The organism is Pseudoclavibacter sp. VKM Ac-2867 (genome assembly GCF_015351275.1).
Taxonomy (GTDB): Bacteria; Actinomycetota; Actinomycetes; order Actinomycetales; family Microbacteriaceae; genus Pseudoclavibacter.
In genome coordinates, this window is sequence record NZ_JADKSL010000005.1 from 96,229 (window position 1) to 117,206 (window position 20,978).

Genomic DNA, 20,978 nt, shown 5'->3' on the forward strand with positions numbered 1-20,978 from the left:
CTAGTACTTGCGCTCGGTCGGCTCGTAGCGCGTCACGCGCACGGGCTTCTTGTCGAGACGGATGTGGTCTGCGGGGTCGGGAGACTTCCGGTCGCCCGTCAGGTACGCCATGGTGTGGTGCATCCAGTTGACGTCGTCGCGCTTCGGGAAGTCGTCGCGCATGTGGCCGCCGCGGCTCTCCTCGCGGTTGAGGGCGCAGTACACGAGCACCTCGGCGAGGTCGAGCAGGAAGCCGAGCTCGATGCCCTCGAGCAGCTCCGTGTTGTAGCGCTTGCCCTTGTCGAAGACCGAGATCTCGGTGTACCGCTCGCGGAGGGAGTGGATGACCTTCGTCGCCTCGGTCAGCGTCTCCGAGGTGCGGAAGACCTGGGCGTTCTTGTCCATCGTCTCCTGCAGCTCACGACGCAGGCCGGCAACCGACTCGGTGCCGGTCGATGCCTGCAGGTCGTCGACCATGCCCTTGACGAACGCCGCTGCGTCGTCGGGCAGGGGAGCGAACTCGGCGGTCTTGACGTACTCGACGGCGTTGCGGCCGCTGCGCTTTCCGAAGACGTTGATGTCGAGCAGCGAGTTGGTGCCGAGACGGTTCGAGCCGTGCACCGAGACGCAGGCGCACTCGCCGGCCGCGTAGAGGCCGGGGATGACGGTCTCGTTGTCGGAGAGCACCTCTCCGGCGTTGTTCGTCGGGATGCCGCCCATCGCGTAGTGCGCGGTGGGGTACACGGGCACCGGCTCGGTGACGGGGTCGACGCCGAGGTAGGTGCGCGCGAACTCGGTGATGTCGGGCAGCTTCGTCTCGAGCACCTCAGCACCGAGGTGGGTGCAGTCGAGGTACACGTAGTCCTTGTGCGGGCCGGCGCCGCGGCCGTCGAGCACTTCCTGCACCATGGAGCGAGCCACGATGTCGCGGGGCGCGAGGTCCTTGATGGTCGGTGCGTAACGCTCCATGAAGCGCTCGCCCGAGGCGTTGCGGAGGATGGCGCCCTCGCCGCGCGCGCCCTCGGTGAGGAGGATGCCGAGGCCGGCCAGTCCGGTGGGGTGGAACTGGTAGAACTCCATGTCCTCGAGGGGGAGGCCACGGCGCCAGACGATGCCCATGCCGTCACCCGTGAGGGTGTGCGCGTTCGAGGTCGTCTTGAAGACCTTGCCGAAGCCGCCCGTCGCGAAGATGAAGGCCTTGCCCTGGAAGACGTGCAGCTCGCCCGTCTTGAGCTCCAGCGCGACGATGGCCGCGGGGACCTCCTGGCCGTCGACCTCGGTCATCACGATGTCGAGCGCGTAGAACTCGTTGAAGAACTTGACGTTGTGCTTGACGCAGTTCTGGTACAGCGTCTGGAGGATCATGTGACCTGTGCGGTCAGCCGCGTAGCAGGCGCGGCGAACCGGCGCCTTGCCGTGGTCGCGCGTGTGGCCACCGAAGCGACGCTGGTCGATCTTGCCCTCCGGCGTGCGGTTGAAGGGCAGGCCCATGTTCTCGAGGTCGATGACCGCCTCGATGGCCTCCTTCGCGAGGATCTCCGCAGAGTCCTGGTCGACGATGTAGTCGCCGCCCTTGACGGTGTCGTACGTGTGCCACTCCCAGTTGTCGTCCTCGACGTTCGCGAGAGCCGCCGCCATGCCTCCCTGTGCCGCACCGGTGTGCGAGCGAGTCGGGTAGAGCTTCGTGACGACAGCCGTGTCAGCGCCCTGCGCGGCCTCGATGGCCGCGCGCATCCCGGCGCCGCCAGCGCCCACGATGACGATCTCGTGCTGGTGGTAGTGGACGCCGTCGACGGTGCGCGTCGGAGCGAGCTTCTCTGCCATATGTCTGTGGCTCTTCTTTCTGAGGTGGTGGAAGTCGTGTGGCCGAGCGGGGTCGGCTAGGCCGGGCAGAAGCTCGGCAGGTTCTCGGCTGCGCCGTTCGCGGGGCACGGGTCGAACGTGTAGATCACGAGGAGGCCGAGGACGATGAGCACCGTCGTGACGAGGAACAGCGTGACCTGCAGTGCGCGACGCGTGCTCGCCTTCGACACGTAGTCGTTGATGATCGTGCGCATGCCGTTGGCGCCGTGGATGAACGCGAGGACCAGCATGAGCGTGTCCCAGACCACCCAGAAGGGGTCTGCCATCTTGCCGGCGACGAACGCGAAGTCGATGGCGGCGACGCCCTGTCCGACCATGAGGTTCGTGAAGAGGTGGCCGAAGATGAGGATGACGAGCAGCACGCCGGAGACGCGCATGAACGCCCAGCCGATTCGCTCCCAGTTGGTGCTGTTCTTGGCGGCAGCTGCTGAACGGGGGTACTCGATGGTTTCGATAGTCATGGCAGCTCCCTCCTAGTGGCTGAACACGTTGATGAGGTGGCGGGGCGTGAAGCCGATCATCGTGACGACGCAGAGGCCGATGACGATCCAGAACATGAGCTTCTGGTACTTCGCGCCGCCGGGCAGGAAGTCGATGAGGATGATGCGGATTCCGTTGAACGCGTGGTAGCAGATGGCTGCCACGAGTCCGACCTCGCCGATGCCCATGATGGGCGTCTGGTAGGTGTGGATGGCCGCGTTGTAGGCCTCAGGGCTGACCCGCACGAGCGACGTGTCGAGCACGTGCACAATGAGGAAGAAGAAGATGGAGACGCCGGTGATGCGGTGGAGGACCCAGGACCACATGCCCTCGTTCCCCCGGTACAGCGTGCCGCCGCGTCGCGGCTTCTTCGCTGTGTTCTTCGGGGCTGTCGAGCCCGCCGGAGCTGGTGTCTGTACGGCTGACACGGGATTGCCCTTCTGTCGCGTTGCGTTCTTCCGCTCAGGACTCTTGCGCCGAGAAGGTGAAGACTGAGCGGCAGCTCCCAACTACACTGCGTTGGGCATGTTGATACCCGCCTAGACTACGCCTCCCGCCGTTTCCGGCTGGCAAGGTTAACCTTCCTTGGCGGCGTTGTCTGCGCGAGGCTGAGGCATGGACCGGGCCGTTCAGGCGAGCGGCAGCGTGACGGGGCGGCGCGCCCCCGCCAACACGTCGGCGTAGTGGCCGAGCAGTTCGTCGCAGACGCTCTCCCACGAGCGCGAGAGCACTCGGCGGCGACCAGCCTCACCCATCCTGGCACGCAGCTCGGGAGCCTCGACGAGCTTCTCGAGCATGACCCGCAGATCGAGGTCGCCTGCTCGGTCGGGATCGAAGTGGAATCCGTCGACGCCGTGCTCGATGAGGTCGATGGGCCCGCCCGCGTAGGGGGCGACGACGGGCAGGCCACTGGCGTGGGCCTCCTGGATCGTCTGCCCGAAGGTCTCCTCCGTGCCCGTGTGCACGAAGACATCGAAGCTCGCGTATGCCATGGCCAGGTCTTGGCCGCCGAGTCGCCCGGCGAAATGCACTGGGACCCCCTTGAGGGCCTTCCGGATGCTCGGCTCCGACGGCCCATCGCCGACGACGACCAGCTGCACGTCGTCGAGCCCCCTGAGCGAGGCGAGGCGCTCGACCTGCTTCTCGGGCGCGAGCCTGCCCACGTAGCCGATGATGGTGCGCGAGTCGGCGCCCAGGCGCTTGCGACTACTGCGCACGCTCTGCTCGTGCTTGTTGCGCGGATGGTAGGTCTCGAGGTCGACCCCTCGGCCCCAGCGGGTGGCGTTCGTGATCTTGGCGCGCCGCAGGTCGCCGAGCGCAGCACTGGACGGCGCCAGCGTCAGGTCCGCGTTGTTGTGCAGCCAGCGGATGAACCACCAGGCGAAGCCCTCCATGGCGCTCAGCTTGTTGCGCTTCGTGTACCCCGCGACGTCGGTCTGGAAGACGGCCACGCTCGGGATGCCGCGTCGCTTCGCGGCCGCGATCGCCTGCGAGCCAAGGAAGAGCGGGCTCGCCGCGTGCACGATGTCTGGCGCGAACTCGGCGAGGAGTCGATCGACCCTCGGGGAGGGGAGGCCGACGGGGAACTGTCGGTAGTCGAGAGCCGGCACCTCGACGACGCGGAACCCCTTGTAGTCCTTCGGCGAGCCGGCGGCTGGGGTGATGACGATGGCCTCGTGTCCGCGCAGCGCGAGGTGGTCGAGCACCTTGCAGACGCTGTTCGTCACGCCGTTGACGGTGGGGAGGAAGCTCTCGGTGACGACCGCGATGCGCATAGGGCGAACGTAGGTGCTGGGAGTGGCACGGAGGTGAACTCGCGGCGACGCCGGAACGACGTCTTCTCCACAGCTTCGTCCTGCCGAAACCAGCGCGTGACAGTGTTCCCCTAGGGTGTTGCGCATGGCAGATGCGATCGATCGGTTCTATGGCGTGATTCCAGCGGGAGGCGTCGGCTCCCGACTGTGGCCCCTCTCGCGGGCCGAAGCCCCGAAATTCCTCCACGACGTCGTCGGGAACGGCTCGACCCTCCTGCGGGCGACCTGGGACCGCCTCGCGCCGCTGTGCGCGGAGGACCGGCTCCTCGTGGTGACGGGAGAGGCGCACGCCAAGGAGGTGCGCGCGCAGCTCCCAGAGCTCATCGAGGAGAACATCGTCCTCGAGAGCGAAGGGCGCGAGTCGACGGCGGCCATCGGCCTCGCCGCGGCCATCCTGCAGCGGCGTGTGCCCGACGCCATCATCGGCTCGTTCGCCGCCGACCACCTCATCGGTGCGACCGACCGCTTCGCAGCGGCAGTGCGCGAGGCCGTCGAGGCAGCAGACGCCGGTGCCATCGTCACGATCGGCATCCAGCCCATCGAGCCGTCCACCGCGTTCGGCTACATCCGAGCGGGCAAGCCGCTGAAGATCCCCGCCGCCCCGAGTGCGCGGAAGGTCGACGCGTTCGTCGAGAAGCCCAAGGAGGCGACCGCTCGCCGCTACCTCGCCTCCGGGGAGTACCTCTGGAATGCGGGCATGTTCTTCGCCCGCGTCGACCGGCTCATGGAGGCGCTGGCTGAGTCGAACCCGACCCTGGCCGCCGGCATCAACGAGATCGCGGATGCCTGGGGCACCGATCAGCAGGCGGAGGTCACCGCTCGCGTCTGGCCGAACCTCGAGAAGATCGCCATCGACTACACCGTCGCCGAGCCGGCGGCCGCCCGCGGCGAGCTGGCCGTCATCCCCGGCTACTTCCAGTGGGACGACGTGGGAGACTTCGCGGCCGTGAGCCGGCTCCGCAAGAGCACCAACGGCAACGGCGTGACCGTGCACGGCAACGAGAGCAACGTCGTCGTCGTCGACGGCTCCGGCCTCATCATCAATCACACCGACCGCGTCGTCGCGATCGCCGGCATCAAGGACATCGTCGTGGTCGACACCCCGGATGCGCTGCTCGTCACAACCGCGGCGAACGCGCAGAAGGTCAAGCAGCTGGTCGCCGAGATCAAGGCGTCGAAGCGACCGGAAGTCCTCTAGGTCGCCTCCCAGTCCTCCGCGCGCGTGCACGGTCACAACGATCCGTGCACGCGCGTAGCGGTCTGCGCCCGGGTCCCACTACTCTTCCGGCATGTCACGCTCTCGCATTCCAGGCGCCATCGGTGCGCTCGCCGTCGCAACCCTCGCTCTCACGGCCTGCCAGGCACCTCCAGAGGCGCCCGGATCGACTGGCACGGCGGCTGCGGGCAGCGACTACCTGGCGTGCATGGTCGCGAACAGCGGCAACATCCAGGACCGCTCGTTCAACCAGGCCGTCTTCGAGTCGCTCGAGGCGGCCCAGGCGGAGTACGGCGTCGACATGCGCGAGACGGTCTCGCAGTCGCAGGCTGACTACGAGACGAACCTCGAGACCATGGTCGGCGAGGGCTGCGACTACATCGTCACGGTCGGCTGGGAGCTGGCCGACGCGACCCGCGCTTCCGCGGAGGCGAACCCGGACATCACGTACTCGATCGTCGACGAGGTCGTCGACGGTCCGAACGTCGCGTCCATCGTGCACGACACGGCCCAGGCCGCCTTCCTCGCGGGCTACCTGGCGGCGGGAGTCAGCGAGACCGGAGTCGTCGGAACGTTCGGCGGCGGCAACCAGCCTCCCGTGACGGTCTTTATGGACGGCTTCGCCGCCGGGGTCGAGCAGTACAACACGACGAAGGGCGCGTCCGTGCGGGTCGTCGGCTGGGACCCGCAGACGCAGCAGGGATCCTTCACCGACGACTTCACCAACACGAACGCCGCGCAGACCACGGCGCAGGGGCTCATCTCGCAGGGCGCCGACATCATCATGCCCGTCGCGGCTCAGGCGGGTGAGGGCGCAGCGGCAGCGGCGCTGGCCGCGGGCGACGTTGGCATCATCTGGGTCGACTCCGACGGGTACGAGCTCCTGGGCGAGGAGTACCGGCCGCTCCTGGTCACGACGGTCGAGAAGCGGATGGAACCGGCCATCCTCGGCGTCATCGGTTCCGACATCTCCGGGACCTTCGAGGCCGGCAACAACGTCGGCACGCTCGAGAACGACGGCGTCGGACTGTCCTCCTTCCACGACTGGGACGCGAAGATCCCCGCCGAGCTGAAGATGGAGGTCGAGGCGCTCAAGGCGAAGATCATCTCCGGCGAGATCGTCGTCGAGTCGCCGTCATCGCCGACGGGAGCGAACTGACCGAGGGCTGGAGCGGGCATCCACGGCTCCGCACCGACCGATCGGCCTGCGACGCTCCGGTGTCGTGAGCATCGCCGGGCGACGCGCCGAGAAACACGCTCGTAACTGTGCAACGGTCGGGTTTCGATTCCGATTTCGGCCGAATTGTGACGCAGCGCTACGGCTATGCTCGGGCAATCACCAGCTTCGTCGTGTTCGCGTTCTGCGGCCCGACGGACATCCAACTCAGGAGGATCGAGAGTGGCTATCTCTTCGAAGCAGCGTTTCGCTGCACTTGGCACGGTGGGCGTTGCAGCCCTCGTGCTCGCCGGTTGTGCCCCCGCGCCAGAAGCAGGCGATGGGGCCGCTGAAGGCGCATCCGACTTCACCGCGTGCATGGTGTCTGACGAGGGCGGGTTCGACGACCGCTCCTTCAACCAGCTTGCGCACACGGGGCTCGAGAACGCGGAGTCCGAGCTCGGAGTCAACGTGCTCGAGGCGGAGTCGGCAACACCGGACGACTACGCGGCGAACCTGACGACCATGGTCGACCAGGGCTGCAAGATCATCGTTCCCGTCGGCTTCAAGCTGGCAGACGCGACGGCCGCAGCGGCCGAGGCGAACCCAGATGTCGACTTCGCGATCGTCGACGTCGAGGGCCTCGGCATCGCCAACGTGCTCGAGCTCAACTACGACACGGCCCAGGCCGCGTTCCTGGCGGGCTACGCCTCAGCTGCGTACTCCAAGACGGGCACCGTCGCCACCTACGGCGGCGCCGCCATCCCGACCGTCACGATCTTCATGGACGGCTTCGCCAACGGCGTCAAGCACTTCAACGAGGTCAAGGGCAAGGACGTCAAGGTCATCGGCTGGGACGTCGACTCGCAGCAGGGCTCGTTCGTGGACGACTTCACGAACGTCTCCCGCGCCAAGGAGATCTCCACCGGCTTCCTCAGCCAGGGTGCAGACGTCATCCTCCCCGTCGGCGGACCCCTCTACCAGGGTGCAGCTGAGGCGATCCGCGAAGGCGGCCAGGACGCCGTCATCCTCGGCGTCGACTCCGACCTCGCGGTCGCAGACGAGCAGTACGCGGACATCATCCTCGTGTCGATCATGAAGGGCCTCGACGTCACGGTTCTCGACGCGATCTCCCAGAGCGTCGACGGCACGTTCGAGGGTGGCACCACCTACACGGGTGTCCTCGAGAACGAGGGCGTCGGCCTCTCCGGCTTCGGCGCCTTCGAGTCGGAGCTGCCCTCCGGCACGCTCGACGAGATCGACACCCTGAAGCAGGAAGTCATCGACGGCAAGTACCCAGAACTGTCGCCTTCCTCACCCAAGGTCTGATCCTCTGCCGTCCAGATTGACGTCTGGGCACAACATGATGCGGGGCCGTCGCGCAAACTCGCGGCGGCCCCGTAGCATGCCTACGCATGCATCTCGAGCTGGCGGCGGTCACCACCGCGACCGGCTCGCGTATCACCGGCCCACCAGGCCGTATTCCGCACTACTGCACAGCGAAGTGGACCGCTATGAAACTCGAGCTTCGAGGCATCACCAAGCGATTTGGTGCCTTCACGGCCAACGACAACATCAACCTCACGATCGAGGAGGGCGAGATCCATGCGCTCCTCGGCGAGAACGGTGCTGGCAAATCGACCCTGATGAACGTGCTCTACGGTCTCTACCAGGCCGATGAGGGCGAGATCCTGCTGGACGACGACGTCCGGCACTTCTCCGGTCCTGGCGATGCCATGGCCGCCGGCATCGGAATGGTCCACCAGCACTTCATGCTCATCCCCGTCTTCACCGTGGCGGAGAACCTCATGCTCGGGCACGAGCCGGCCAGTGGGCTCGGCGTGCTCGACATCGACAGCGCGCGCCAGAAGGTGCGCGACCTGTCGGCGCAGTTCGGCTTCAACATCGACCCCGATGCGCTGGTCGAGCACCTGCCCGTCGGCGCGCAGCAGCGCGTCGAGATCATCAAGGCCCTCTCGCGCGACGCGAAGATCCTGGTCCTGGACGAGCCCACCGCCGTGCTCACGCCCCAGGAGACCGACGAGCTCATCGTCATCATGGATCAGCTGCGCAAGGCCGGCACCTCCATCGTCTTCATCACGCACAAGCTGCGAGAGGTCCGCAAGGTGGCGGACCGCATCACGGTCATCCGGCGAGGCAAGGTCGTCGGCACGGCGCTCCCGAGCGAGTCCAACGAAGAGATCGCGGCGAAGATGGTGGGCCGAGCGGTCGACCTCGACGTCGACAAGGAGGCCCCGAAGCTGGGGGAGACGACGTTCGTCGTCTCCGAGCTGACGGTCTTCGACGAAGTCGGCGCCAAGCAGGTCGACGAGCTGAGCTTCGAGGTGCGCGAGGGCGAGATCCTCGTGATCGCCGGCGTGCAGGGCAACGGGCAGACCGAGCTGACGGAGGCCATCCTCGGCCTCCACAAGAAGGCGCTCGGCTCGATCAGCCTCGACGGCAACGAGCTCATCGGGCAGTCGGTCAAGAAGACGCTGGATGCTGGACTCGGCTTCGTGCCGGAAGACCGCACCGAAGACGGCATCGTCGGCGACTTCACGATCGCGGAGAACCTCGTGCTCGACCGCGCGGACCGCCCGCCATTCTCGAACGGCATCGCGCTCAACCTGCGGGAGATCACCGCCTTCGCGGAGAAGAACGTCAAGGACTTCGACGTCAGGGCGCCGTCTATCGAGACGGCCGTGGGTCGCCTCTCCGGCGGAAACCAGCAGAAGGTCGTCCTCGCGCGCGAGCTCGGCCGCGACCTGCGGATGTTCATCGCCTCGCAGCCGACGCGAGGTCTCGACGTCGGGTCGATCGAGTTCGTGCACGAGCAGATCGTGCGCGTCCGCGACTCGGGCATCCCGGTCATCATCGTGTCGACGGAGCTCGACGAAGTAGTCCAGCTGGCAGATCGGATCATGGTCATGTACCAGGGCAAGAGCATGGGAATCGTTGGACCGGAGACGTCGCGAGACGTGCTCGGCCAGATGATGGCGGGGGTAGAGGTATGAGCCAGCTGCAGAACGTGACGGCGGAGACCCCGCCGCCACCCGGCACCCAGGTGCCGGCCGCCGCGAGCGAGCAGTCGCCGTGGCACGGCCTCTGGCGCGACATCCTCGGCGGAGGGCCGCTGCGCTCGATCCTCGCGATCGTGCTCGCGCTCCTCATCGGCTCGCTCCTCGTCGTCTTCACGAGCGATGACGTGCTCGAGACCACCGGCTACTTCTTCTCGCGGCCGATGGACCTCTTCGCGGCGGCGGGCGGCGTCATCGCCGGCGCGTTCCGCGCGCTGTGGGAAGGCGCGATCTACTCGCCCCGCAACGGCTTCGTGCCGCTGACCAACACGCTCATGTGGGCGACCCCGCTCATCACGGCTGGCCTCGGCGTCGCGTTCGCGTTCCGCGCCGGCCTCTTCAACATCGGTGGTCAGGGCCAGATCCTCATCGCGGCGCTCTTCACCGGCTTCATCGGCGCGAGCCTGCAGCTGCCGTTCGTCGTGCACGTTCTCGTGGCGGCATTCGCCGGCATCGTCGGCGGGTCGCTCTGGGCCGGCATCGCTGGCTGGCTGAAGGCACAGACCGGCGCCCACGAGGTGATCGTCACGATCATGCTCAACTGGATTGCCTTCTGGGGCATCACGTACCTGCTGAAGACCCCGGTCTTCCAGGCTGAGGGTGCTGGCGGCAACGCCAAGGCCAAGCCCATCGTCGAGTCCGCGCAGCTGCCGGATCTCGTCGGTGCCGCCGACTGGGGCTTCATCCTCGCCATCGCCGCCGCATTCGTCTACTGGTGGATCATGGAGCGCACCACGGTCGGCTTCAAGGTGCGCGCGGTCGGCCTCAACCCGAGCGCCGCACGAACGGCTGGCATCAACGTCGCCTTCATCACCTTCCTCACGATGGCCATCGCCGGCGCCTTCATCGGCCTCGCCGGTGCCACGCAGGTGCTCGGTCGCGCGACAGCGGGCTACGACCCCGGAGTGCACGCGGGTATCGGCTTCGATGCCATCACCGTCGCACTGCTCGGTGCCGGCCACCCGGTCGGCATCATCCTCGCGGGCCTCCTCTTCGGAGCGCTCAAGGCTGGCTCCTTCCCCATGCAGGTCGTCGAGGGCATCCCCATCGACATCGTCGCCGTCATCCAGGGCCTCATCGTGCTCTTCATCGCAGCGCCGCCGCTCATCCGGGCGATCTTCCGCCTCCCGCGGCCGTCCGGCATCCGCCTCCTCGACCGCATCCGCGCGTCGCGCGAGGGCCGGGGAGACAGCAGCGACAAGGGCAGCAACGGCAAGAAGAACGAGGTGAACGCATGACCGCAGTGACGCCGAGCACCGAGGAGCAGATCCCGGTAGGGGCAAGCACCAAGGCCGAGGTCCGCTCGACCCGCAGCTGGAAGGCGCCGATCGCGTACGCGTTCTTCAGCGCGCTCGTCCTCATCGTCTTCGGGCTGCTCGCACCTGCAGGAGCCTCGAGCACGATCGACCTGAACTCGGATGGCGTCCCCATCAAGTTCGCCCCCCTGGTCCTGCCGACCATGATGACGAACCTCATCATCGGCGTGATCCTCGCGGGAATCACCGTCGTCGCCTTCCTCCGCACAGCGGCGGGCGAGAAGCTGCCCATGTGGGTCATGGTCGTCTTCGGCATCCTCTGGGTGTGGGCGCTCATCGTCTTCATCGGCGCCAACGCCAACGTCCCGCTCACCTGGCTCCTCACCGGAACGCTCGCCATCTCGACCCCGCTGATCTTCGGATCCATGGCGGGACTCGTCTCAGAGCGCGTCGGTGTGGTGAACATCGCCATCGAGGGCCAGCTCCTCGCCGGTGCGTTCACCTCGGCGCTCATCGGCTCCATGACGGGCAACCCGTTCCTCGGCCTCCTCGCAGCGATCCTCGCGGGCATGCTCGTCTCGCTCATCCTCGCGGTCTTCTCGATCCGCTACCTCGTCGAGCAGGTGGTCGTCGGCGTGGTCATCAACATGCTGGTGATCGGCCTGACGAACTTCCTCTACTCGGGTGTCATGACCCGCGACAGCGGGTTCCTCAACACGATCGCGCAGAACGAGAAGTACCCGCGCTTCGCGATCCCACTGCTGAGCGACATCCCCGTCATCGGGCCGCTGCTCTTCGACAACACGTTCATCGTGTACCTCATGTTCCTCACGGTTCCCGCGCTCACCTTCGCGCTCTTCAAGACCCGATGGGGCCTGCGCCTCCGTGCCGTCGGAGAGCACCCGAAGGCTGCCGACACGGTTGGCATCAAGGTCAACAAGACGCGGTTCTGGAACGTCCTGCTCTCGGGCGCCATCGCCGGCGCCGGCGGAAGCTTCTTCACGCTCGGCAGCGTCGGCTCGTTCAGCCAGGAGATGACAAGCGGACAGGGCTACATCGCCCTCGCCGCACTGATCTTCGGGCGCTGGCACCCCGTCTACGCGACCCTCGCGGCGCTGCTCTTCGGCTTCGCCTCGAACCTGAAGACGCTCGTGAGCCAGGTCGGCGCGAACATCCCACCCGAGTTCATGGCGATGATTCCCTACATCGTCACCATCCTCGCCGTGGCCGGGTTCGTCGGCCAGTCACGAGGACCTGCCGCGGCGGGCAAACCCTACGTGAAGGCATAGCGATGACAACACCAGATACCGAAGTGCTCGCACCCGACTGGGAAGCCCTGCGCCAGGCAGCACGCGACATCATGGCGAAGGCCTACGCGCCGTACTCGAACTACTCGGTCGGCGCCGCCGCGCTCGTCGACGACGGACGCATCGTCGTCGGCTGCAACGTCGAGAACGCCAGCTACGGAGTCGGCCTGTGCGCCGAGTGCGGGCTGGTGTCCGCGCTCCAAGCGAGCGGCGGTGGCAAGCTCGTCGCGTTCTCCTGCTGCAACGGCGCCGGCGACATCATCATGCCGTGCGGCCGCTGCCGTCAGCTGCTGTACGAGTTCTCAGCCCCCGGGATGCTCCTCGACACCGTCTCGGGCATCCGCACCATCGACCAGGTACTGCCGGATGCGTTCGGCCCCAGAGATCTCGAAGGGATCGCATGAGCTCCACCCCCGCACTCTCCGCAATCGAGGCGTTCGACGCCGTCGACCTCATCAAGGCGAAGCGCGACGGGCGATCCCTGTCGACGCCGGAGATCGACTGGCTCATCTCGCGCTACGCGAACGGCTTCGTGGGCGACGAGCAGATGGCAGCGATGGCCATGGCGATCTTCCTCAACGGCATGGAGCGCACCGAGATCCGCGACATGACCCTCGCGATGATCGCATCCGGTGAGCGGATGAACTTCGACGGGCTCGGCAAGGTCACAGTCGACAAGCACTCCACCGGGGGCGTCGGCGACAAGATCACGCTTCCGCTCATGCCGCTCGTCGCCTCCTTCGGCGTGGCGGTGCCGCAGCTCTCCGGCCGCGGACTCGGCCACACGGGGGGAACCCTCGACAAGCTGGAGGCCATCCCCGGCTGGCGGGCCGACCTCAGCAACGAGGAGATGTTCCGGCTCCTCCAGGAGATCGGCGGCGTCATCTGCGCAGCTGGCGCCGGCCTGGCCCCCGCCGACAAGAAGCTGTACGCCCTCCGCGACATCACCGGCACGGTCGAGTGCATCCCGCTCATCGCATCGAGCATCATGTCGAAGAAGATCGCGGAGGGCACCGACTCGCTCGTGCTCGACGTGAAGTTCGGCTCCGGATCCTTCATGGGCGACATCGAGCGCTCCCGCGCCCTCGCCGAGACCATGGTGGCGCTCGGCGAAGACGCCGGCGTGCGCACGTCGGCGCTGCTCACGAACATGAATGTCCCGCTCGGGCTCGCGATCGGCAACGCCAACGAGGTTCGCGAATCGGTCGAGGTGCTCGCGGGCGGGGGTCCCGCCGATGTCGTCGAGCTCACTGTTGAACTCGCCCGCGAGATGCTCCGTCTGGCGGGCAAGCCGGACGCCGACGTCGAAGGTGCGCTGAAGAACGGCGCAGCGATGGACGTGTGGCGGCGCTGGGTCGCTGCGCAGGACGGCGACCCAGACGGCGCGCTGCCCGTGGCGAACGAGACGCACGAGGTCCGGGCAGACCGCGACGGCGTGCTCACCCGCCAGGAGGCGCTGCCCTTCGGCATCGCCGCGTGGCGACTCGGAGCGGGGCGTGCACGCAAGCAGGATCCGGTCATCCACGCGGCTGGGATCGACCTGGCTGTGAAGCCGGGCGACACAGTCAAGAAGGGCGATGTGCTCTTCACGCTCTCTGCCGAGGACGCCGCTCGCTTCCCGCGTGCGCTCGAGGCGCTCGAGGGTGCGTACGAGGTCGGGGACGCCGGGTCGGAGGCTCTCACCGGCGGCCCGCTCATCGCGGGACGCATCGGGGCCGAATAGCGCAGGCGGGCGGTGTCGAGAAGGGAAACCTTCTCCACACCGCCGCGCCGCCTCGCGCGTCGGTTGTCTCCGCCAGATAGAATCAGGGCTCTGGACGGCCGCACTTGTTGGTTCGCGGCCACATTCGAAGGGGAACACCGTGTCTGTGCAGAGCTCCGCGCCATACGACGAGGGCGATTTCACGCTACGAGACGGCACCAGCATCCGAGCGCTGCCGAAGGTCTCGCTGCATGACCACCTCGACGGTGGACTGCGAGCGCAGACCATCATCGAGCTCGCCGACGAAATCGGTCTGGAACTCCCCGCGACGAGCGCACCCGAACTGTCGAACTGGTTCTCCGACCAGTCCGACTCCGGCTCGCTCGTCGAGTACCTCAAGACCTTCGACGTCACAACGGCCGTCATGCAGACCACACACGGTCTGCGGCGCGTTGCCCGCGACTTCGTCAACGACCTCGGCGCCGACGGGGTCGTCTACGGCGAAGTCCGCTGGGCGCCGGAGCAGCACCTCAAGCGTGGCCTGAGCCTCGACGACGCCGTGAACGCGGTCCAGGCCGGCATCGACGAAGGCATCGACGACGTCCGATCCCACGGCAAGCGCATCCGCGTCGGCCAGCTCGTGAGCGCCATGCGCCACACTGGCAACGGACTCGAGATCGCGAAGCTCGCCGTGCGCCACCGCGAGGCAGGCGTCGTCGGCTTCGACATCGCCGGCCCGGAGGACGGGTTCCCGCCCACGAACCTCCAGGAAGCCTTCGACTACCTCATGTCGGAACGGTTCCCCGCCACGGTCCACGCCGGAGAAGCTGCAGGCCTCGACTCCATCGAGAGCGCCCTCTTCGACGCCCACGCGCTGCGCCTCGGCCACGGCGTGCGCATCGCAGAAGACATCGACCTCGAGGGCGAAGACGACGACGGCACCTACGTGTCGCTCGGCCGGCTGGCGCAGTGGGTGCGCGACCGCCGCATCCCGCTCGAGCTCAGCCCATCCTCGAACCTGCAGACCGGCGCCATCGCCGCCTGGGGAGACGCCATCGAAGACCACCCCTTCGATCTGCTCTACCAGCTCGGCTTCACCGTCACCGTCAACACCGACAACCGCCTCATGAGCGCGACGAGCATCTCCCGAGAGCTGACGCTGCTCGCTGACGCCTTCGACTACGACCTCGCCGACCTGGAGACGTTCCAGCTGAACGCCGCCGAGGGCGCGTTCCTGCCGATCGAAGACCGGGAAGAGCTGGCTGAGATCGTGAGCGAAGGGTTCGACGAGGCAGGAGCATGAACGCGCAGGCCACACCTGAGCTTCAGTTCGATGCAAGCAGCGTGCGCCTCGCCGAGCAGGCGCTCGACTGGCGGCAGGCGGTCGGCCAGATGGGCGAGCTGCTCGCCGAGCGCGGCTTCGCAAAGCGCGGCTACACCAGCAACATGGTTCGCGTCATCGAACGCTTCGGGCCGTATGTCGTCGTCGGCCCGGGCGTCGCTCTCGTGCATGCGCGTCCCGGTGAGGAGACGATCGAGAACGGTCTCGCCGTCATCACCTACCCGGAAGGCGTCGGCTTCGGCCATGCTCGCTACGATCCCGTACGCATCGTCGTCGGCATGACGGCGACCAACGCGTCGGAGCACCTCAAGCTCATCGCTGCGTTGGCGAAGACGTTCGACAACGACGCGGTGCTCGGCGAGCTCGTCGCCGCAGCCACGCCGGAGAAGTTCGTCGAGCTCCTCAAGCCGAGGCTCGTCGCAGCTGGGCTGCTCATCGCCTGACCCGGCTTCGGGTCTCGGCGGCGTGACAGAGCTCAGGAGCTCGCTGCCGTTCGACGCCCAGCAGGAGCCGCGGGGCTGGAATCACGCAACCGTCGTGTCCGATTTCCGCGAGCTGTGGCGGGGTGAACCTGCCAGACTCGTCGCATGGCAAGCATCACCCTCACCGGCGACGAGCGTTACCGCGCGATCCTCGCCAAGGATCGACGCTTCGACGGGCAGTTCATCACCGCGGTCGGGTCGACCGGCATCTACTGCAGGCCGAGCTGCCCCGCCCGGACACCCAAGCGAGAGAACGTCACGTTCTATCCGACAAGCGCCGCGGCCCACGAGGCCGGATACCGGGCCTGCAAGCGCTGCCTGCCGGATGCGGCACCCGGTGACCCAGCCTGGAACCTCCGCAGCGACGTCGCCGGCAGGGCCATGCGGCTCATCAGCGATGGGGTCGTGGAACGTGAGGGGGTCCCTGGCCTCGCCGCCCGACTCGGCTACTCGTCCAGGCACCTCGCGAGGGTGCTCACCGCTGAGCTCGGCGCCGGTCCGCTTGCGCTTGCGCGCGCACAGCGGGCACGCACGGCGGCAACGCTCCTCGGCGCGACGGACCTGCCCTTCGCTCAAGTGGCCTTCGCGGCGGGCTTCGCGAGTGTCAGAGCGTTCAACGAGACCGTGCAGGAGGTCTTCCAGCTGACGCCGACCCTCGTCCGAGAACGATCGCGCGGACGAGCCGCCGCGGCCGGGTCGCGAGCCTTGGACGGCGGCCTCGGGAGCTTCGGCACTGGCTTGGCGCTCAGCACCGGAGCCGCCCCACTGACGCTGTCGCTTGCGTATCGGGAGCCGTACGACGCCGCGGGCGTCTTCACCTGGCTCCGGGAGCGCGCCATCGACGGGGTCGAGGTCGCGACCGAGGACAGGTACGAGCGCAGCCTCCTCCTCCCGGGAGGCCCCGCATGGTTCGGCGTGGACGCGGGCGGCCCGCAGCCCGCGTCGCTGCGACTCCGCGCGCGCCTCACCGACCTCAGCGACCTGCAGGCCCTCGTCACGCGTGTGCGCCGGCTCTTCGACCTGGATGCGGACCCGGCGGCCGTCGACGGAGCGCTCTCCGTGCATCCGTCGATCGCGGAGCGCGTGCGCCTGCGTCCGGGCCGCCGCCTGCCCGGGGCCGTGGACCCCGACGAGATGCTGTTTCGCGCCATCATCGGTCAGCAGATCACCGTCTCCGCGGCGCGGACGGCCCTCGGTCGCCTCGCTTCGCGGGCGGGCGCCCCGCTCGAGCAGGACGGCGACAACCAGGAACCCACGGTCGAGCTCGGTGTGAACCGCCTCTTCCCGAGCGCAGCGGCCATCGCGGAGCTCGGCGAGGAGTCCTTCGCCGGCCCGAGGGCGCGATCGGCGACCATCACACGCGTCGCCGAGGCGATCGCGGACGGTCAGCTGAGGCTCTCACCGGGCGACGACATCGCCGAGCAGCACGAAGCGCTGACATCGTTCAAGGGCATCGGCGACTGGACGGCCGGCTACGTGAGCATGCGGGTGCTGGGCAACCCGGATGTGCTGCTCACGGGAGACGTCGCCCTGCGAAGCGGAGCGCGAGCGCTCGGGCTCCCGCCAGAGCCGAGACCCCTCACAGCCGTCGCGGAGCAGTTCAGACCCTGGCGAAGCTACCTGTCCCTCCATCTCTGGGGAGCTGCCCCGCCCAGGTCACGACCCGGCATCAAGACCAACGCCACCCAGCAGACATCGCCCACCACCACCACGGAGACACCAGCATGAGCGCGCAGACCAGCAGTGAAGCTCGGGCCGTCATCGAGACGCTCGACACCCCGGACGGGCCGTTCACGATCATCGCCCGCGACAGTGACGGTGCGGTGCTCTCCTCCGGATGGAGCGACGACGAGCAGCGTGTCCTGGAACGCATCACGGCGCAGGCCAGGCCGACCGCCATCGCGCGGGGTCGCGCTGCTGGCGCATCCGATGCCGTGCGTGCGTACTACGACGGTGATCTCCGCGTCATCGACGACGTGCTGGTCGCCCAGTTCGGCGCGACGTTCCGGATGCAGGGATGGCTCGGTCTGCGGGCCATCGAGGCCGGGCATCCGCTCACCTACACGGAGTTCGCGACGGCTCTCGGCCGGCCGACGGCCGTGCGTGCGGCCGCCAGCATCTGCGCCAGCAACGCGCCTGCGCTCTTCGTGCCGTGCCACCGGGTGCTGCGCTCGGACGGCACGCTCGGCGGATTCGCGTGGGGCGTCGACGTCAAGCGCTCCCTCCTGCAGCGCGAGCTCGCTCACGCCGGCTGACGCCGCGCCCGTCCGCTGGCCGGGTTCTCGGGGTGGAAACATCACTTCGTTGGGGGAATCTTCCCGCAGAAGAGGGAACTTGCCATCCCGAGGTTCTGGGTCAGAGCTGGGGAGGAGTCTGGGGCCGGAGCTGGGGAGGGAGCTTGGTCGGGGCTGGCCAGGGTCTCGGGCTGGGAACATCACTTCATTGGGGGAATGTTCCCGCAGAAGAGGGAACTTGCCATCCCGAGGTTCTGGGTCGGAGCTGGGAGGAGTCTGGGGTCGGAGCCGGGGAGGAGTCGCGGACCGGAGCTGGGGAGAAGGAGGAGCCTTTCGGCTCGAGCCGCGAGTCCGTGCAACAACACGGGAGGGTCTCTCGGATGGAAGTTCTCCAGCCGAGAGGCCCTCCCGTGTTGCCGTGTTCGTGCCTACGCGGTGGTGAGGGTGACCCGCAGGGCCTCGCCGGCGTTGGCCGCCTTCGCCTCGGCGTCGGCCGCACGCTCGGCCGGTGTGCCGTCCTCGCTGGATGCGTCGACGTACACCTTGATCTTCGGCTCCGTGCCCGAGGGGCGGACCATGACGCGCGTGCCGTCGGCGAGCTGGTAGCGCAGCAGGTCGATGGGCACCTCGTCGCCGGACAGGTCGCCGGTCTCGAGCACCGCGACGCCGCCGACCTCGGTGGGCGTGTGGCCGCGCAGGACCGCCATCACGCGGGGGATCTGGGCGATGTCGTCGAAGCGCACCGAGACCTGCGTCGACACGAACGTGCCGAAGCGCTCGGCGAAGGCGTCGTCGTGGTCGATGAGCGTGCGCCCCTCAGACTGGAGTCCCATGATGAGCTCGAGGATCGCGACCGACGCGGAGATGCCGTCCTTATCGTGCACTGTCTCCGGGTTGACGAGGTATCCGAGAGCCTCTTCGTAGCCGTAGAGGATGTTCGGGGCGCGGGAGATCCACTTGAACCCCGTGGGCGTTTCGGCGTAGTCGAGCCCATACTCGTGAGCGATGCGCCCGAGGGCTGGAGCGGAGACGACGGAGGTTGCGAGCGTGCCGTGCACGCCGTCGGCCTTCGCCTGCTCTGCGGCGCGCCAGCCGAGGATCTTCCCGATGTCGTTGCCGCCGAAGCGCCGCCAGCCTGACGCGCCCTTGACGGCGACAGCGAGTCGGTCGGCGTCCGGATCGTGCGCGATGACGAGGTCGATGCCCGCAGCATCCGCGGTCTCGTAGGCGAGGTCGAGTGCGCCCGGCTCCTCGGGGTTCGGGAAATCGAGCGTCGGGAACGCGCCGTCTGGCTCGACCTGCTGTGCGACGACGACCGGCTCGGTGATGCCGAGCTCGGCGACGACAGCGCGGAACGTCTCCCAGCCGACACCGTGCAGGGGTGTGTAGACGAAGCGCACGTCGCTCGGCGTTCCGCGCAGGAGAGCCGCGGTCGCGGACACGTAGTCGCTGACGATGGACTCGTCGGCCGTCGCGTACTCGGCGGATCGCGGGAGCTCCGGCACCTTCCGGCCGGCCGCGACCTTGCCGATCGCCTCGGCGATCTCGGCATCGACGGGTGCCACGATCTGCGAGCCGTCGTCGGCCCCGCCGAGGTACACCTTGTAGCCGTTGTCCCACTTCGGGTTGTGCGAGGCGGTGACCATGACGCCAGCGGATGCGCCGAGCCGGCGGACGGCGAAGGCGAGCACGGGCGTCGGGAGCTGCCTCGGCAGGATCGTGGCGGCGACGCCCGCGGCCTGCATGATCTCCGCAGTGTCCTGCGCGAAGCGCTGCGAGTTGTTGCGGGCGTCGTAGCCGATGACGATCGACGGCGATTCCTCCCGCGCGAGCAGGAAGTCGGCGAAGCCGCGAGCGGCCTGGGCGACGAGGACCCGATTCATGCGGTTCGGACCCGCGCCGAGCCGGCCGCGGAGGCCGGCCGTTCCGAATGCGAGGCGAGCGCAGAAGCGGTCCTGCAGCTCGCGCCAGGCCAGGGCGCGCTCGCTGGTGTCTGCGTCTTCGATGATGGCGAGTTCCGGCGACACGTCGCCAGCGGTTTCGAGCAGTTCCTGCAGCTCGGCGCGCGTCACCTCGTCGGGGTCCTGCTCGAGCCACGACACCGCGTTGTGCCGGAGCGCGACCTGCAGCGACCGTGCGATGCCGCTCATCAGAGCTTGACCACGATCTGGGAGAGCAACTCGGCGAGGTCGGCTTCCGCCGCTTTGCCTGCCTCGAGGACCTCGGTGTGGCTCAGGGGGTTGGGCGAGACGCCTGCCGCGGGGTTCGTGATGAGGGACATGCCGAGCACCTCCATGCCGGCCTCGCGAGCCGCGATGGCTTCGAGCGCCGTCGACATGCCGACGATGTCGCCGCCGATCGTGCGCGCCATCCTGACCTCGGCGGGGGTCTCGTAGTGCGGGCCGCGGAACTGCACGTACACGCCTTCGTCGAGGTCCCGCACCGTGAGCGCCAGCTCGCGCAGGCGTGCCGAGTACAGGTCGGTGAGGTCGATGAACGTCGCACCCTCGAGGGGCGAGTCGGCCGTGAGGTTGATGTGGTCCGAGATCAGCACGGGCGTGCCAGGGCCCCACTCGGGGCGCACGCCGCCAGCGCCGTTGGTGAGGATCATGACCGAGGCGCCGGCCGCTGCGGCGGTGCGCACGGAGTGCACGACCCGGCGCACGCCCTTGCCCTCGTAGTAGTGGGTGCGTGCTGCGATGACCAGCGCGTGCTTGCCGTTCGCGAGGCGAATCGAGCGCAGCGTCCCGGAGTGGCCGGGGATGTCGGACTTCGCGAATCCGGGCACCTCGTCGGCTGGGATGGTCGCGATCGTCTCGCCGAGCAGCTCGGCCGTCTGCCCCCATCCGCTGCCGAGCGTGAGCGCGATGTCATGGCGCTCGACACCCGTCTTCTCGGCGATGACCGCGGCAGCTGCCTGCGCGAACTCGAAGGGTGAGGTGGCTGGATCGTCGATCGACTCTGACTCGTGCGTTGACATGCCCCCAGCGTAGCGACCGGGACGCGACGAGCGTGGAGCACAAGCGCATGATGTCCAGCCCCGTCTCGGAACGGCGCGGAAACCTCTCCG

Annotated in this window: 18 protein-coding genes; 12 read left to right on the forward strand and 6 right to left on the reverse strand. The window is 67.9% G+C overall.

All coding sequences use genetic code 11. From position 1 onward, the window contains the following. The 4 genes from sdhA to ITJ67_RS06905 all read right to left on the reverse strand — a co-directional run bounded on the left by sdhA (position 1) and on the right by ITJ67_RS06905 (position 4,097). Positions 1-1,803, reverse strand: a complete 1,803-nt coding sequence (gene sdhA, locus ITJ67_RS06890) for a succinate dehydrogenase flavoprotein subunit (protein WP_104243062.1) — start codon at positions 1,801-1,803, stop codon at positions 1-3. Positions 1,804-1,859: 56 nt separating this feature from the next. Beyond that, positions 1,860-2,303, reverse strand: a complete 444-nt coding sequence (gene sdhD / locus ITJ67_RS06895; protein WP_181058009.1) for a succinate dehydrogenase, hydrophobic membrane anchor protein — start codon at positions 2,301-2,303, stop codon at positions 1,860-1,862. A gap of 12 nt (positions 2,304-2,315) precedes the next feature. Further along, positions 2,316-2,648, reverse strand: a complete 333-nt coding sequence (sdhC, locus tag ITJ67_RS06900; protein ID WP_104252310.1) for a succinate dehydrogenase, cytochrome b556 subunit — start codon at positions 2,646-2,648, stop codon at positions 2,316-2,318. A 303-nt stretch (positions 2,649-2,951) separates the two neighbouring features. Further along, positions 2,952-4,097, reverse strand: coding sequence for a glycosyltransferase family 4 protein (locus tag ITJ67_RS06905; RefSeq protein WP_160072732.1), 1,146 nt, complete (start codon positions 4,095-4,097; stop codon positions 2,952-2,954). Between the two features lie 124 nt (positions 4,098-4,221). On the opposite strand from ITJ67_RS06905, the gene ITJ67_RS06910 reads away from it, so the two are divergent. From ITJ67_RS06910 to ITJ67_RS06965, 12 genes are all read left to right on the forward strand, one after another. After that, on the forward strand, positions 4,222-5,334 hold the full coding sequence (locus tag ITJ67_RS06910; RefSeq protein WP_194677152.1) for a mannose-1-phosphate guanylyltransferase: 1,113 nt from the start codon (positions 4,222-4,224) through the stop codon (positions 5,332-5,334). 91 nt (positions 5,335-5,425) lie between these two features. Then, positions 5,426-6,511, forward strand: a complete 1,086-nt coding sequence (locus tag ITJ67_RS06915) for a BMP family lipoprotein (protein ID WP_194677153.1) — start codon at positions 5,426-5,428, stop codon at positions 6,509-6,511. A gap of 240 nt (positions 6,512-6,751) precedes the next feature. Beyond that, the gene (locus tag ITJ67_RS06920; protein ID WP_236558481.1) at positions 6,752-7,837 is read left to right on the forward strand and encodes a BMP family lipoprotein; all 1,086 of its coding nucleotides are present in this window, start codon (positions 6,752-6,754) and stop codon (positions 7,835-7,837) included. A 185-nt stretch (positions 7,838-8,022) separates the two neighbouring features. Beyond that, entirely contained in the window at positions 8,023-9,522 is a 1,500-nt protein-coding gene (locus ITJ67_RS06925; RefSeq protein WP_194677189.1) for an ABC transporter ATP-binding protein, read from the forward strand. Beyond that, positions 9,519-10,823 (forward strand): ABC transporter permease, encoded by a 1,305-nt coding sequence (locus ITJ67_RS06930; protein ID WP_160072724.1) that lies wholly within the window; start codon positions 9,519-9,521, stop codon positions 10,821-10,823. The genes ITJ67_RS06925 and ITJ67_RS06930 overlap by 4 nt, the downstream gene beginning before the upstream one ends. Then, positions 10,820-12,130 (forward strand): ABC transporter permease, encoded by a 1,311-nt coding sequence (locus ITJ67_RS06935; protein ID WP_194677154.1) that lies wholly within the window; start codon positions 10,820-10,822, stop codon positions 12,128-12,130. The genes ITJ67_RS06930 and ITJ67_RS06935 overlap by 4 nt, the downstream gene beginning before the upstream one ends. A 2-nt stretch (positions 12,131-12,132) precedes the next feature. Next, entirely contained in the window at positions 12,133-12,552 is a 420-nt protein-coding gene (locus ITJ67_RS06940; RefSeq protein ID WP_228502402.1) for a cytidine deaminase, read from the forward strand. Beyond that, the gene (locus ITJ67_RS06945) at positions 12,549-13,871 is read left to right on the forward strand and encodes a thymidine phosphorylase (RefSeq protein ID WP_160072722.1); all 1,323 of its coding nucleotides are present in this window, start codon (positions 12,549-12,551) and stop codon (positions 13,869-13,871) included. The genes ITJ67_RS06940 and ITJ67_RS06945 overlap by 4 nt, the downstream gene beginning before the upstream one ends. Positions 13,872-14,010: 139 nt before the next feature. Continuing rightward, positions 14,011-15,153 (forward strand): adenosine deaminase, encoded by a 1,143-nt coding sequence (locus ITJ67_RS06950; protein ID WP_323741409.1) that lies wholly within the window; start codon positions 14,011-14,013, stop codon positions 15,151-15,153. Further along, positions 15,150-15,635 carry a PTS sugar transporter subunit IIA gene (locus ITJ67_RS06955; protein WP_194677155.1) on the forward strand — a complete coding sequence of 162 codons (486 nt, stop codon included), beginning with the start codon at positions 15,150-15,152 and terminating at the stop codon, positions 15,633-15,635. The genes ITJ67_RS06950 and ITJ67_RS06955 overlap by 4 nt, the downstream gene beginning before the upstream one ends. Positions 15,636-15,779: 144 nt before the next feature. After that, complete coding sequence (locus ITJ67_RS06960) at positions 15,780-17,402, forward strand: DNA-3-methyladenine glycosylase 2 family protein (protein ID WP_194677156.1); 1,623 nt, start codon at positions 15,780-15,782, stop codon at positions 17,400-17,402. Continuing rightward, positions 17,399-17,929, forward strand: coding sequence for a methylated-DNA--[protein]-cysteine S-methyltransferase (locus ITJ67_RS06965; RefSeq protein ID WP_160072717.1), 531 nt, complete (start codon positions 17,399-17,401; stop codon positions 17,927-17,929). The genes ITJ67_RS06960 and ITJ67_RS06965 overlap by 4 nt, the downstream gene beginning before the upstream one ends. A gap of 407 nt (positions 17,930-18,336) precedes the next feature. On the opposite strand, the gene ITJ67_RS06970 is transcribed toward ITJ67_RS06965, so the two are convergent. Beyond that, positions 18,337-20,058, reverse strand: a complete 1,722-nt coding sequence (locus ITJ67_RS06970; protein WP_194677157.1) for a phospho-sugar mutase — start codon at positions 20,056-20,058, stop codon at positions 18,337-18,339. Then, positions 20,058-20,888 carry a purine-nucleoside phosphorylase gene (locus ITJ67_RS06975; RefSeq protein WP_160072713.1) on the reverse strand — a complete coding sequence of 277 codons (831 nt, stop codon included), beginning with the start codon at positions 20,886-20,888 and terminating at the stop codon, positions 20,058-20,060. Before ITJ67_RS06975 ends, ITJ67_RS06970 begins: the two co-directional genes overlap by 1 nt. Positions 20,889-20,978: the final 90 nt, after the last annotated feature.